Below are 15,470 nucleotides of genomic sequence, written 5' to 3'. Positions count from 1 at the left end.
CAATGATGGCAGAACTTCCTGAAGTAATAGATAGCATGACAGATATCGTTTCGTGCTTAAACACCAGCGAATCTTTGGAGCATTTCTTGTTGAATGTGCACTGTATTGTGCAAAAAATTACTTACGCGGACAATTTCTATGTGGTTTTGCAAAGACAAGATGGCGAGTTTGAATTTCCCTATTTCCATGATGTCAAAGACAGTATTTCGCTCGAGGAATTAAATAGTCTAACTAGCACAGAAATAGATAAAACGCTTACTAGTTATGCGCTGCGCTCTGACAGTGTAAAGAACTATTCTGAGCATGCTTTGATGGCATTGACCGAGAAAGGGGTTATTGAAATGTTAGGCAGTTTCCCCAAGCAATGGTTGTGCTTTCCGCTAATCAATCGCGACAAGCATTTAGGCGCGTTTGTGATCCAATCTTACCGTCGTAGCGATGAATATTCAGAAGCCATGGTGGATTTGTTGTATACCGTTAGTCATGTTATTGCCTCTGCGATGGATGCATTTGCAAACCAGCAAGCACTCATTGACGCGAATACAGCACTTAGAACCCATGAGCTTGAATTGGAAGCAATGGTAGAAAAACGCACCCGTGAACTTAGTGTGAGTTTAGAAGAGTTAAGAACAGAAGTCGAAAAGCGCAAATCACTTCAAGAAAAGCTAGAGTTTGATGCCTACCACGATAATCTTACGCAATTGGCGAATCGAAAATACCTTTTTAACGAGCTGAATAAAATGTCTGCTCGCTCGATGCGACAGCCGGTAAATGTATATTTAGGGTATCTAGATTTAGATAACTTCAAGCCGATTAATGATAATCATGGCCATCATAGTGGTGACGAGGTTTTGGTACACGTAGCAAGACGTCTACAAGAAGCGTTACGAGAGTATGATTTTGTTTGTCGTATTGGTGGAGATGAGTTTGTCTTTGTGATTAATGAAAAAATTGCCAGAGACTTGCTTGAAAGCTTAGCAAATCGCCTTTTGAGTGTGATAAATGAAGATATCTTGCTTACCAATGGTGAGTTGGTCAATGTCGGGTGTAGCATCGGCATGGCGGTTTCTGAGGGCATGGAATTCAGTGCGGAATCGTTATTAAAAGTAGCGGATCAAGCGCTTTATGAGTCGAAAGGAAAGGGCAAGAATCAGGTTTCATTTAGCTTCAAATAACACTGAATATAAGATTAATATTTTGTTATTTATCATGTTTTTATAAAATTTCATGATATTGCTCGTTGCCCTTTGCTTTAAGCAGATGATTGATTTAGGATCAGGCTTTATAGTCAGAAAAACATGGACATTATGATCATCAGGCTGATCCTTATTGCACTGTTTTGTTTTGCTATGACGGCAAAAGCAGTAGAAGTTCAAAATTTATATGAAGCCTCGCTGAGTGTTAGCGACAAATCTCGCGCAACGCGAGCGCAAGCGAGCCAACAGGCATTATTAAAAGTGTTGCAAAAGCTCACAGGTAAAGCCGATGATTTTTCTCACCCTTCTATCCAAGCGAGCCTTAAGCGCATCTCAGATTACATGCTGAGATATGAATATTATGATCGACAAGGCGTAACCAAAATAAAGGTGGAGTTTGAGCCTGGTAAGGTCGAAGATCTAGTCAGAGAAGCTGGTCTACCGCTTTGGGGTAACCGCCGTCCTATGGTCGCGATTTGGATGGTGATTGAAGATAATTTCCGCCGAGAGTTTGTTACGCAAGAAAGCTACCCTCAACTCGAACGTCTGATTTATGACACCGCAGACGAATGGGGCGTGCCAGTGGTTGTTCCTTTGATGGATCTTGAAGATCGCAGCAATGTGAGTATCGCAGAGGTATGGGGAAACTTTTCTAACGAAGTAGAGGAAGCGTCATTGCGTTATGAGGCGGAGCGCGTTATCACCGCACGCTTGTTCCAGCCTCCCCATACAAATTCTTGGCAGCTAGATTGGCGCTACACTGATGCCGAATATTTTGAGCCTGAGCAATATGTCGGTGACAAGCAGCAAGTTATTATTGATATGGTGAACCAGCTATCTAGCACCTTAGCTCAGAAATATGTTATCGATCCTAATCTCACTTTAGAAGCCCATCGAACTGAAATCGTTGTTGAGCAATTACAGTCATTTACGGATGTAGAAATGGCGAAGCGTCGTTTGCTATCTATGAGTACTGTAGTGGATGTCGATGTGATCTACCGTGCGAAAACAGCTGTGAAGTTTGCGATTGAACATACCTCAAGCGTATCAGATTTGCGTAAAACCATTGCATTGGAGCAAAGTTTTAAGGCGTACGAAGACCCGAGAGCCTATTATCAAATCGCAGACGAAGACAACCTTAAATATAATTGGGTGGGCAAATAGGATGGAATCGCCACGTCAAATGGCGTTGCCAGTGACACTGCCTGATGACGAAACCTTTGCCTCTTATTTTGGCGGTGAAGCGTCATTAGAGGTAAGCCACTTAAAAAATGGTCTTGCCCGTCGTTTAGCCGGATTTCAGTACACTTACCTGTGTGGATTGGCAGACTCTGGCAAGTCGCACTTGCTTTATGCCACGTGCATTGAAGCGCAAGAGCTTGGACTCTCGACTATTTTATTGTCGATGCGAGAAGTCTTGGATTTTGGCCCCTTGGTATTAGATGGGCTCGATGCATTGGATGTAGTTTGTATAGACGATGTACATTTGGTTGCAGGAGATGAAGCGTGGGAAAAAGCCTTATTTAACTTTTTCAATCGTTTTAATGAAAAAGGCAAATGCCTAGTGGTTACTGCCGATCTGTTGCCCAACATGCTGAATTTGTCACTACCAGACTTAGAATCGCGTCTAACCTGGGGAACGACTTTTCAGATCCGCTCGATGAGTGATGATGATAAAGCCGAAGCCTTAGTAAAAAGAGCACACATGCGTGGCCTTGAGCTCTCCGATGAATGTGCGCGATTTTTGCTCACGAGATTGAGTCGTGATATGCGCGCTTTACTTGATGTGTTGGATAAACTCGATCACGCATCCATGGCTGCGCAAAGAAAGTTAACAATTCCTTTTATAAAAGCCACTTTAAAGCTGTAACAGGGCTAGAATATCGCCTTGCAATTCAGTTATCATAAGAGATTAAATAACAGCAAATTACCTCAGCAAAGATCAGGTAGACAATGAATTTAGAAAATATTTTAGCGCAAGCCCTTGAAGCCGTTGAGCAGGCAAGCGAAATTGCGCACCTTGAGGAAGTTAGAGTTAACTACCTTGGTAAAAAAGGTGAGATCACAGGTCTTCTTAAAACGCTAGGCAAACTAGCACCAGAAGAGCGTAAAGATGCAGGTCAAGTGATTAACCAAGCTAAGACCCAAGTACAAGATGCGATTACGGTAAAACGTGAAGCGTTAGCCAATGCAGCACTTGAGCAGAAGCTAGCAGCTGAGACGATTGATGTGACGTTGCCGGGTCGTACAATGCCAGCTGGTGGCCTTCACCCAGTTACTCGCACCATTGAACGTATTGAGCAGTTTTTTGGTGAGCTAGGATTTGCTGTTAAATCTGGCCCTGAGGTTGAAGATGACTTTCATAACTTTGACGCGCTAAATATTCCAGAGCACCACCCAGCGCGTGCCGATCATGATACTTTCTATTTCAATCCTAAACTGGTACTACGTACACAAACCAGTGGCGTTCAGATCCGTACTATGGAAGCTGAGCAGCCGCCTTTGCGAATTATCTCGCCAGGTCGTGTATACCGTAACGATTACGATCAAACACATACGCCAATGTTCCACCAAGTTGAAGGCTTGATGGTCGACACTAACGTGAGCTTTACAGAACTTAAAGGAATTTTGCACGATTTCCTACGCAACTTCTTTGAAGAAGATATGGAAATTCGCTTCCGTCCTTCATACTTCCCGTTTACAGAACCTTCAGCTGAGGTAGACGTAAAAGGTAAAAATGGTAAATGGCTTGAAGTACTAGGCTGCGGCATGGTGCACCCGAACGTATTACGCTCGGTAGGCATTGACCCTGAAAAATACACTGGTTTCGCCTTTGGTATGGGGGTTGAGCGTTTGACGATGTTACGTTATGGCGTAACTGACTTAAGAGCTTTCTTCGAAAACGACTTAAAATTCCTAAACCAATTCAGATAAGAGCGACAAAAGTATGAAATTCAGTGAAAAGTGGTTACGCGAGTGGGTCAATCCAGCAATTGATACTGATACGCTATCTGAGCAATTATCAATGGCGGGTTTAGAAGTTGATGGTGTAGACCCAGTTGCCGGTGACTTCCAAGGTGTGGTTATCGGTGAAGTGGTTGAATGTGGTCAACACCCAGACGCTGACAAACTTAGAGTAACAAAAGTAAATGTAGGCGAAGACGAACTACTAGATATTGTCTGTGGTGCCGCTAACTGCCGTGCCGGTTTAAAAGTGGCTGTTGCTAAAGTGGGCGCAACGCTTCCAGGCGATTTCAAAATTAAGAAAGCTAAACTTCGCGGTCAGCCGTCTCACGGTATGCTATGTGCGTTTGAAGAGCTTGGTATGGCGGAAAGTTCAGACGGTATTTTAGAACTCCCTATGGATGCGCCAATCGGTCAAGATATTCGTGAATACTTCGGCTTGAACGATGTAACGATTGATGTCGATTTAACGGCTAATCGTAGCGACTGTTTGGGGATCAAAGGTCTGGCTCGTGAAGTTGGGGTACTAAACAGCATCGACGTAACAGAAGTTGCTATCACGCCCGTTACGCCAACGATTGATGATAAAATCTCTATTGAACTGGTAAACAGCGAAGCATGTCCACGCTACTTAGGTCGTGTGATCAAGGGCGTTAATGTTAAAGCAGAGACCCCGTTTTGGATGGTAGAGAAATTGCGCCGCTGCGGTGTACGCTCAATTGATCCAGTTGTTGATGTTACGAACTACGTATTGCTTGAGCTAGGTCACCCGATGCACGCGTTCGATTTAAGCCAAATCGAAGGTGGAATTAAAGTACGTAATGCCTTTGAGAATGAAGAGCTAGTATTGTTAGACGGCAACACGGCGAAGCTTAATCCATCAACACTACTGATTGCTGATGATAATAAAGCACTTGCGATGGCAGGTATCTTCGGTGGTGAACAGTCGGGTGTTAGTGACGAGACAAAAGACATCTTGTTAGAAAGCGCGTTCTTTGCACCGCTTGCGATTGCAGGTCAGGCACGTAGCTACGGTTTGCATACCGATGCATCGCACCGTTATGAGCGTGGTGTAGACCCAGTACTGCAGCGCGATGCGATGGAAAGAGCAACAGGCTTGCTACTTGAAATCGTTGGCGGTGAAGCCGGACCGATTGTTGAAGCTGTGTCAGAAGCGGATTTACCAAAAGAGCGTCAAGTGACTTTACGCCGTGAGCGTTTAGACCGCGTGATTGGTTATCATATCGAAGATGCTAAAGTATCAGACATCTTAACGCGCCTGGGCTTAGCGGTAACATTTGCTGGCGGCCAGTGGCAAGCTCAAGTGCCAAGCTATCGCTTCGACATTAGTATCGAAGAAGACTTAATTGAAGAAGTTGCTCGCGTATTTGGCTACAACAATATTCCAAATGTGGCACCAACCGCTGCGTTAAAGATGACAGATCATCAAGAAGCACGTTTGCCAGTAGCGCGTTTTAGAGATGAGTTAGTAAGCCGTGGTTATCAAGAAGCCATCACATATAGCTTCGTTGATCCAAAAGCACAACAGCAGCTACATCCAAAAGCCGATGCATTAATTCTTCCACACCCAATTTCGGTTGAAATGTCTGCAATGCGTGTAAGCCTGATGACAGGACTTATCAATGCGGTTTCTTATAACCAAAATCGTCAACAGTCACGTATTCGTTTATTCGAAACGGGCCTTAAGTTTATCAAAGACGACAACGCGGAGAACGGTGTACGTCAAACCGCTGTGATCGGTGGCATCGCGTATGGTAATACGCACAATGAACATTGGTCAGTGCCTTCACGTAAAGTGGATTTCTTTGATGTGAAAGGCGATGTAGAAGCATTACTTGCGCTTTGTAACGATAAAGCGCGCTTTAGCTTTAAAGCAGAAGCGAGCGATGGTTTGCACCCTGGTCAATCAGCTGCAATTTATGCAGACGGTAAAAAGGTTGGTTTCATCGGTGCAGTTCACCCTCAGCTATTAAAGCCGTTAGAGCTTAAAGATACACCATATGTATTTGAAATCGACATGGCTGCTTTAGAAAATCGCTTGCTTCCAGAAGCAGTTAGTATCTCGAAATTCCCATCAAATAGAAGAGATATTGCTATTTTAGTTGCAGATGACGTAAAAATAGGCGATATTTTAGAGTGCATTGAGAAAGTTGGCGGAAATCAATTAGTTGACCTAAACTTATTCGATGTGTACAAAGGGCAAGGGGTTGAACCTGATCATAAGAGTTTAGCCATTGCTCTAACATTACAAGCGGTTGATAGAACGCTCGAAGAGAAAGACATCAACGCGGTTGTAGAAAACGTGGTGGCCGAACTGGCCAAACAATTCAATGCATCGTTGAGGGACTAGATATGGCGCTTACTAAAGCCGACATAGCTGAACACCTATTTGAAAAACTGGGGATCAATAAGAAAGATGCCAAAGACTTAGTTGAAGCGTTTTTTGAAGAAATCCGCTCAGCGCTAGAAAACGGCGAGCAAGTAAAGCTCTCGGGGTTTGGTAACTTTGACCTTCGCGACAAGAAGGAACGCCCAGGTAGGAACCCAAAAACTGGGGAAGATATTCCTATCTCTGCGCGACGCGTGGTAACTTTTAGGCCTGGCCAAAAGTTAAAAACCCGTGTTGAGGTCGGCACAAGCAAAAACTTGTAATATAAGAAAGCCTTGGTGGTGATACCAAGGCTTTTTTTATATTGAAATAGTTTTGTCACATATTCAAGCTACACTCTGCGCCTGTTTGCGTTCCGTGGAGTGAGGAGCTTATGCGAGGAGCACACTCCTTAAGCAAGTTGTTTAAGAATATCTTTATTGCTTGGTTGTCTTGCACCTTTGTATTTTCAATTGTGGCCGCCTTCACTTATGTGCATCAAAAAGAGACCGCTAAATCTAACCTTGTCACCGTAGCGAGTCGAATTGTATCTGACATCAACAAAGAGTTTGTCGTTGTAGACGATACCTTAAAACACGCCATCCACCTTTCTCCACATTGCGACCCTGACGGTCTACACTACATGCGTAGATTGGTTTTTGAAAACCCAGGCATGAGCGAAATAGGGATCGTAGATAGTAACGGGAAATTGGTCTGCAATTCTTTTGGGCAACTCACTCCACCTGTGAATACCAGTGCCCCAATAAAAAAGCCTGGACTTAGATACTATGGCCCAATCATTACCGACTATTTAGAACTTCCAGCCTTTGTTTTAGCGCGCACGAGAGACGATGGTTATGAGGTAAATGTGTTGATGCCGGATCATTGGCTAAAGAGTATGCTTGATATCTCGGCTCATCATAATACCGATTTTGCTGCCTTGGTGGACAATAGCACGGGTGTGCCGGTTTTTTTAAATGGTAAATATGCTTTGCCAATCCGCCAAAAACTATTTCCGACTGCTAATAGCCGCGCAGTAGAAGGACTCTTTGATGATGCAAAGGTAAAGTTTGCGTACGTTGCAGCTATTCCGAGTTTGCCGCAGATGAGCTTAATCATTGCAAAAAATGATGAGCAACTAGTGAGTCTAGGGTGGCTGTGGCTAGTACTTTGGAGTGTGTTGTATTGCGCCTCTTGGGTTGGCCTCACGTTGTTATTGATCAGTTATGACAAGCGCCAGCTAAGCAGTAAAACACAAATATTAAGAGCATTGGCAAATGATGAGTTATTTAATGTGTATCAACCTCTCGTTAATGCACAGATACCATCGATAGTGGGCGTGGAAGTACTCATTCGTTGGCGTCACCCACTTGAAGGAGTGCTCGGCCCCGCTTACTTTGTGCCTGAAGCTGAGCGTGATGGTACTATTTTAGATATCTCGATAGCACAAGTCGAAAACGCTGTGCGTGATTTGACGGACATCTTAGTCGCTCAGCCAGACTTTAAGGTGTCTTTTAACGTTAATGGTTTACTTTTGGGCTCTAAACGCTATATCGATGCCTTACTTGCTGCAAAAAACCAAATATCTTCATTAACTATTGAATTAACTGAACGTGATGTGCTGACGCAGGCTCAAACGAAAACGGTACTAACCGAGCTCAAACGTGCTGGAATAGAAATCGCGATTGATGATTTTGGTACGGGGTATAGTGGCTTACAGTACTTGCAAAGTTTTCCGATCGACCTGTTGAAAATAGATCAGAGCTTTGTAGCATCAATTGGCCTAGATACTTTGCAATCCCCGGTTTTATCGGCAGTGATTGATATGGCGGAAAAGCTGGATAAGAAACTGATTGCTGAAGGGGTAGAGACTCAAGCTCAAGCTAGTTATCTCAAAAGTAGAGGGGTGAATATTCATCAAGGTTGGCTTTATTTCAAAGCACTAGAGCTGCCGCAACTACAGCGTGAGATAGATAAAGTGTTAGATAACAAAAGAGCGGCTTAACCGCTCTTATTTAATTACAAGGCCTAACTATTATAAAACCTCAGCGAAGTAGCAACCAAATGCATCAAGTATTAGTGCATTTGCGCTCGCCGTGCCGCTTAGGTGCTTCAGGTCGCACTGCGTTAATGCAACTTCAGGAAGTGTCACGCTTTGTTGAGTAGCTGCTAAGTTGAATGCGCACAGTAATGTTTGGGTTTGGGTTCTACGGTAAAAAGCTAATACTGGCTCTGGAGTGTCAATAAACTCAATGTCACCTGTTTTTAGTGCAGGTTGCGCATTTCGCCACTGTAAAAATGCTTGATAGTAGCTGAGCGTTGAATTGCTATCTACTGCTTGTTTGTCTACAGCTCGTAGGGCATGCGCTTCAGAAACTGGTAACCAAGGCTTAGACTCTGAGAAGCCAGCATTAGTTTTTGCCTGTGTCCACGGGATCGGCGTTCTACAGCCATCACGGCCTTTAAAGTTTGGCCAAAAGGTAATGCCATATGGGTCCTGCAGCTCTTCGAAGGCAACGGCGGCTTCGCCAAGCCCTAGTTCTTCGCCTTGGTACATACAGACGCTACCCCGCAATGAACCGAGAAGGGCGGTGAGCATTTTGACCTGTGCATCGTTTACCTTGCCATCTATACTCCAGCGACTTGCTACCCGTTCTACATCGTGATTTGCAAACGCCCAACATGGCCAACCTTCGGTCATGACTGACTCTAGGCGAGAAACCGTTTCTCTGATGTACTTTGCACTATAGTCGTTAGTAAGGAGCTCAAAGCTATAACCCATATGAAGTTTATTACCATCGGCTGTGTACTCTGCCATTGTTTGCAAAGAGTCTTCTGAACTGATCTCACCTAAGCTAACGGTACCTGGATATCTATTTAATAAGGCACGGATCTCTTCCATAAACGCTAAGTTTTCTGGTTGCGTATTATTATAATAATGGTATTGGAAAGCGTAAGGGTTGTCTTCGCTAAAGCCACGACCTTGACGAAGCTCAATAGGCTTAGCTGGATTATCCCTAAGCTGCTTATCGTGAAAACAGAAGTTAATGGCATCTAGTCTAAATCCATCAACGCCTTTTTTGAGCCAAAATTCGACGTTGTCTAGTACGGCTTTACGTACTTCAGGGTGATGAAAGTTCAGATCCGGCTGCTCAGTGAGAAAGTTATGCAGATAATATTGGCAACGTCTAGGCTCCCACTGCCAGGCAACACCGCCAAAAATGGATAGCCAATTGTTTGGTGGACTGCCGTCTGGATTGGCATCGGCCCATACATACCAATCTGCTTTATCATTTGTGTTGTCTTCACGACTTTCGACAAACCACGGGTGTTGATTTGAGGTATGACTAAGTACCTGATCAATAATGATCTTAATATCACGTTTATGTGCTTCACCAATAAGCGTATCAAAATCGTCGAGCGTACCAAACATAGGATCGATATCGCGATAGTCGCTAATATCATAGCCAAAGTCTTTCATTGGCGATTTAAAAAATGGTGAAATCCATACTGCATCAACACCAAGCGATTTAATGTAGTCTAGTCGCTGAATAATACCCTGTAAGTCGCCAATACCGTCTGCATTACTGTCTTGAAAGCTACGCGGATATATTTGATAGATAACCGCGCCTTTCCACCATTCATTATTTGCCATGCACTTTCTCCAGGCTATGTGCGTGTTTATTCTGTGGCAGTGCTGAGTATCAAGTAAATACTATGCTGGGCACTTTCACCACTAATTTTGCCAAAGAATACGTCATGCTCGGTGGGGTGTAAAAAACCTGCATACGTATGCAGGTTTTGTGAGGTGAATTTATGATAACTCATTCACATAATTTTATTTTATAAAATAAATTTACCAATATTGACCTTTAAAAGGGAATAACCAGACAAATAAAGCTTTGTAAGAGTGAATTTTTGGTAAGACCAATTTAACTTTAGTATAGCTATAGATTACATGTTGAGGATATTTTGGTGTTCAGTCGACAATAATAGCCCGTGAAAGTTAAGATTTAGTGAAATTAAAGCTGGTAAATAAATGTGGTCGGCCTTTTGACCTTACCCAATAAAACTATATATATATCATTGAGTTGAGTTTTATTCCTGTAAAAAACCTGTAAATTTCGTTGAAATGCACTAGCTTTGAATACGTATGCATAAAGTTGTTTACAAATTTAATCAGCCGCTAGTATTTGACTGACAACAACTGTGCTCGTTTGTTTTTTCATCAGTTTGCACGCCAGATGAACAAATCGCACAATATAATATGGTTAATTGGGATAAAACATTATGTCTAAGTTCAAACCGAGTATGCTAACGCTTGCGCTGATTGCTGCAGGTGTGAGCCATGCTGCTCCTGTTGAAGATAACACTGCTAATAATGAAGAAAAAAACGTTGAGGTGATCGAAGTTCGAGGTATCTCGCGCAGTATCATCGCCTCAATCGATAAAAAAAGATTTAGCGACACCATTGCAGAAGTAGTTGATGCTGGAGACTTAGCTTCCTTACCTGACGTGTCAATCGCTGACTCGTTGAGCCGTCTACCTGGGATCACCGCGGTAAGAGCAAGTGGGCAATCTTCGCAACTTAATATTCGCGGGATGAACGGCGACTTTATTCAAACCACATTAAACGGACGTGAGCAGGCGAGTACCAGTGGATATACTGCAGGTAGTCGCTGGATTTCATTCGACCAATATCCGTCAGAATTAATTAATCAAGCCGCAGTGTATAAATCACCAAAAGCGTCGCTGATTGAAGGCGGTGTTGCGGCTACGGTTGAACTTAAAACGGCAAACCCTCTCGATGCTGAAAAAGAACATAATTTTAATTCTTCGGTAAGATATTCCTACAATGATGCTGCATCAGATGTGGGCGCGGATTCAACAGGCGAACGTATTAGTTTTTCATACCGAGGTAAATTCCTAAATGAGACACTTGGTTTTGCTATTGGTGGGGCGTATCTAAACCAACCAAATAACGCAATTGATATCTCAGCGCATGCTCCTACACGCTCTCAAGATTTTGATGGTGATGGTACAGAAGAGCGCTCGGTCAATGGCTTTCAATATCGTTCAGCCAAAGGCAGCGATGAAAGACTTGGCCTGTTAAGCACTTTGGTGTATCAGCCAACAGACGCATTCAAAGTCCAATTTGATTATTTCCATTCTAAGTTTGAATCGGAAGATAAAAAGAGCGGCTTAAATATTGAAGGATTCTCAAAAGATATTAACTCGTTGTATTCGGTTGATAATGCAGTTGTTAAAGACGGTTTTCTAGTTGCTGGGGATGTGACTATTACTGATCCCAATGGCCCATGGGTTGAGATGCGCTCTGAAGACCAATCAACGGATTCAACCACCGACAGCTTTGGCTTAAACTTGCAATACACGACAGATTCGTGGGAATTAAAGTTCGACTGGGCTCATAGTGAAGGGGAAAAAACGCGTAGAGATATGATTGCTTCAATGCATGCATATGAATACGGTACTTCTACACTGGAAGATGGAACGTTAGTTAACACTTGGCAAGAATTAAGAAATCAAACCTTTTCGTTCGAACAAAGAGAGAAAGACTCACCACTGTTAACACTTGGCAATGGGTATACCGACCTATCTAATATGCGACTGGGTGATTGGGAACAATTTCCTCACAAGTACACAGACGAGTTAGATAGCGTTAAGGTTGATTTTAAGTATTTTATTGAGAACAGCTTTATTTCTTCGATTGAAGTTGGTGCGCGTTGGTCTGACCGTGAATTTACGGATCAACGCTCGACATTTAGATGGGGCGCACGCGAAGGCCAAAATGGTTACCAGTTACCGGATGGCACCATCGTCACGAACAAAGGCTGTGAATTTAATGATCAGAACCACCCGTGTATTCCTCACGATTTGACGGGATATGTTTCGGTTAGAGATACTCGAGGTTTCCAATACTTGGAACTAGACCTTGAAGGTATCGCTAACGAAGTATTTGGTCCGGGCAATTATGAGGCACAACAAACTTGGGGTCACAATTGGACGCTCATTGAAAGTGGCGCTGTTAGAGAAGAAGTATTAGCCGGTTATATTATGGCAAATATAGATACCGAAATTGCCGACATACCAGTGACGGGTAATTTTGGCGTTCGAGTAGTAAGAACTGATACGAAATCAATAGGCATTCAACAGATCCAAGGCGATGAAGTTGGTGACTCAATCATCGATGACAATGGCGTTGAAAGAACCGATTATCGCCATGTTAATTACGGCCCTGAGTATACGGACACATTGCCTTCACTAAACCTCAATTTCAGAGTGAGTGACACGGACCAAATTAGGTTTGCAGCTGCAGAAGTTATTGGCCGTCCACCTGTCTACCAGCTTAGAGGTGGTGCAGGGTCTTGGGCTGACACCGCAAATGATGGTACTAGTCCTCGTTATAATGTGTGGTCAAAAGGTAACCCAAATTTAGACCCGTTTAGAGCGACTCAAATTGATTTATCTTATGAGCGTTACTTTGAAGATGGTGGTGCTTTTGTTGCCGCGATATTCTGGAAAGATATTGAATCTTTGATTGAAAGTATTACTTATCAAGAAGGTGAGGTTGACTGGGCTGATATTGGCCTAGAGGTACCAGATGGGTTTGTTGCAGGTCAATACCAAACGACTCAGAACAATGATCAAGGTGGATACATAAGAGGTATTGAGCTGGCTTATACCACGATGTTTGATAATTTACCGGGTGTCTTTTCGGGCTTAGGTTTTAACGCTAACTATTCATATACCGAGAGCGAAACAACGGTAGATGGCGGTGGTAACTTCCCTGATCAGCAACTGCCACTCCCTGGTCTATCAAAAAATGTATGGAGTGCTACGGTATTTTGGAACATAGATTCGTTCACAACGCACCTGAATATCCGTTACCGTGATGAGTATGTATATGAAGGGGCTTCACCAGGAGGCTCTTCTCTAGCTTGGGCTGATGAATATACTGTTGTTGATTGGCAGGCATCGTACAACTTTGAGAATGGTTTGGAAGCCGTCTTACAGGTTAATAACCTAACTGATGAGCCAAATACCACTAATTATGGTACTGCACTTGCCACTGGTGAGTACAAAGAGTTTGGCCGCCAGTATTATTTAGGGTTCAACTATAGCTTCTAATTATTAGCAAGCATTCATGGCCACCAAAGTAACACCTGCTTTGGTGGCTTTTTTATAGTCGCTCACTGTGTAATGAGTGGTTATCATCAATTATCTAAATTGATATGTTTGTTTCACTTTCAATACGTGGTTTTTAATAGGTTTAAGGTGCGAAGGCGATGAAAAATCAGAAAATAGTGATTTTAGGTGGTGGAACTGCAGGTTGGATGGCCGCGAATATGATGGCAAAAAGCTGGGCAGATAAAGCGATAGAAATCACTGTGGTTGAATCTTCTAGCATCGGAACTATTGGTGTTGGTGAAGGGTCTACTCCGCAGTTCAAAGGATTTATGGACTATTTAGGTATCTCGGAAGCCGAGTGGATGCCGGCTTGTAATGCGACCTATAAAAATGGCATTCGGTTTATAGATTGGTCGACAAAACCTGGGTTTTCTAGCTATTTTCACCCATTTCCTGCACAACCTGATGACTACAGTGCACCGGCTTTTTTTCATAACAGCTTTGTTCGGCGTAAGGCGATTGACGTAGAGGGCCATCCAGACCACTTTTTTTTAGCAACTCACTTGGCTGATTTAAATAAATCCCCAATTGCTGCAGAAAGCTTCCCATTCGAAATTAATTATGGTTATCACTTTGACTCAGCTTTGCTTGGCCAGTTGTTGGCTCGCAAAGCGGCTGAGTTTAATGTAAAACACATTGATGCCACAATTACCGACGTTCGAAAACACGTTGATGGTGATATTGCGGCACTGATAAGGTCGGATGGTACGGAAATCGCTGGTGATATTTTTATTGACTGCTCGGGCTTCAAAAGTTTACTGCTACAACACACTTTAGGCGTGGGTTTCGAGTCATTCGAGTCCAATTTATTTAACGACGCTGCGGTCGTTATACCTACCAAGCAACTTGACACTATTCGCTCCGAAACACAATCTGTTGCGCGTCAATTTGGGTGGTCTTGGCACATTCCATTAACGAATCGTATCGGTAACGGTTATGTTTATAGTCAACGTTACTGTAATGCGGATCAAGCCGAAACCGAGCTAAGGGCTGCTTTGGGTTTGTTGGACTCAGAAGTAGAAGCTCGACATATAAAAATGAAAGTCGGGCAAGTTAAAGCGCACTGGAGTAAAAACTGTATAGCGATTGGTTTATCTCAAGGATTCATAGAGCCTTTAGAAGCAACCGCTTTGCATATAGTCCAAGAAACCGTTCAGAGCTTTATTGAATGCTACCAAGATGCGGGCTTTACCGATGGTAACAGAGATAAACACAACCGCGCTTTGAGCGAACGGTATCAGGCTATTCGAGACTATATCGTCGCTCATTATCGTGTGAATAGTCGTACTGACACCAACTACTGGCTTGATAATGCCAACAATAACCACTTATCGCGGTCACTCTATCAAATTTTACAGACTTGGGTTTCTGGTAACAACTTATCAGATGAATTAGTTCGCCAAAACGTTGATCAATATTACCCTTCAGTCAGCTGGCATTGTTTATTGGCAGGTTATGGTATCTACCCAGAACAAGCTCAGCTTAAGTCAGGCAATGCCCTAGCAAACCAACATAGCATCGAAAAAGTGAATGACTTCATTAGACGATGTGGATTGAATTTTAAAGATCATCGAATGGAGCTAGAAAGCTTTGTGGCAAATGTTCACAAGTAACTTGGTATTAATCGTTATAAATAAAATCTAATCAAGGGTCTTTCTGAATACATATGTAATGGGTTCAGTACGTTCGTTTACGCAAGTAGACTCTTTTAA

Annotated in this window: 10 protein-coding genes; 9 read left to right on the top strand and 1 reads right to left on the bottom strand. The window is 43.1% G+C overall.

Annotated elements, in window-relative coordinates; all coding sequences use genetic code 11:
• Positions 1–2 precede the first annotated feature (2 nt).
• The 7 genes from NO992_RS07100 (at position 3) to NO992_RS07070 (ending at position 8,554) form a co-directional block, all read left to right on the top strand.
• On the top strand, positions 3–1,175 hold the full coding sequence (locus tag NO992_RS07100; protein ID WP_017219234.1) for a sensor domain-containing diguanylate cyclase: 1,173 nt from the start codon (positions 3–5) through the stop codon (positions 1,173–1,175).
• A 123-nt stretch (positions 1,176–1,298) separates the two neighbouring features.
• Positions 1,299–2,360: a DUF2066 domain-containing protein gene (locus tag NO992_RS07095; RefSeq protein WP_253104513.1), complete on the top strand. Its 1,062-nt coding sequence runs from the start codon at positions 1,299–1,301 to the stop codon at positions 2,358–2,360.
• A 1-nt stretch (position 2,361) separates the two neighbouring features.
• A complete protein-coding gene (hda, locus tag NO992_RS07090; RefSeq protein ID WP_138527255.1) occupies positions 2,362–3,066 on the top strand; it encodes a DnaA inactivator Hda in 705 nt (234 codons plus the stop codon).
• 83 nt (positions 3,067–3,149) lie between these two features.
• On the top strand, positions 3,150–4,130 hold the full coding sequence (gene pheS / locus NO992_RS07085; RefSeq protein ID WP_010604038.1) for a phenylalanine--tRNA ligase subunit alpha: 981 nt from the start codon (positions 3,150–3,152) through the stop codon (positions 4,128–4,130).
• Between the two features lie 13 nt (positions 4,131–4,143).
• Complete coding sequence (gene pheT, locus NO992_RS07080; protein ID WP_371375545.1) at positions 4,144–6,531, top strand: phenylalanine--tRNA ligase subunit beta; 2,388 nt, start codon at positions 4,144–4,146, stop codon at positions 6,529–6,531.
• A 2-nt stretch (positions 6,532–6,533) separates the two neighbouring features.
• Positions 6,534–6,833 (top strand): integration host factor subunit alpha, encoded by a 300-nt coding sequence (gene ihfA, locus NO992_RS07075; protein WP_010377997.1) that lies wholly within the window; start codon positions 6,534–6,536, stop codon positions 6,831–6,833.
• 110 nt (positions 6,834–6,943) lie between these two features.
• Positions 6,944–8,554 (top strand): EAL domain-containing protein, encoded by a 1,611-nt coding sequence (locus NO992_RS07070; protein ID WP_371375542.1) that lies wholly within the window; start codon positions 6,944–6,946, stop codon positions 8,552–8,554.
• A gap of 30 nt (positions 8,555–8,584) precedes the next feature.
• Here the strand turns inward: NO992_RS07070 and NO992_RS07065 are convergent, their stop codons facing one another.
• Positions 8,585–10,204, bottom strand: coding sequence for an alpha-glucosidase family protein (locus NO992_RS07065; RefSeq protein WP_371375539.1), 1,620 nt, complete (start codon positions 10,202–10,204; stop codon positions 8,585–8,587).
• A gap of 635 nt (positions 10,205–10,839) precedes the next feature.
• Here NO992_RS07065 and NO992_RS07060 point away from each other — a divergent pair.
• Both NO992_RS07060 and NO992_RS07055 read left to right on the top strand, forming a co-directional pair.
• Entirely contained in the window at positions 10,840–13,698 is a 2,859-nt protein-coding gene (locus NO992_RS07060) for a TonB-dependent receptor (RefSeq protein ID WP_206472703.1), read from the top strand.
• 158 nt (positions 13,699–13,856) lie between these two features.
• Positions 13,857–15,371 (top strand): tryptophan halogenase family protein, encoded by a 1,515-nt coding sequence (locus tag NO992_RS07055; RefSeq protein WP_371375536.1) that lies wholly within the window; start codon positions 13,857–13,859, stop codon positions 15,369–15,371.
• Positions 15,372–15,470: the final 99 nt, after the last annotated feature.

Source organism: Pseudoalteromonas sp. DY56-GL79 (assembly GCF_041414765.1).
Taxonomy (GTDB): domain Bacteria; phylum Pseudomonadota; class Gammaproteobacteria; order Enterobacterales; family Alteromonadaceae; genus Pseudoalteromonas; species Pseudoalteromonas piscicida.
This window is presented reverse-complemented; position numbering and strand designations above follow the sequence as displayed.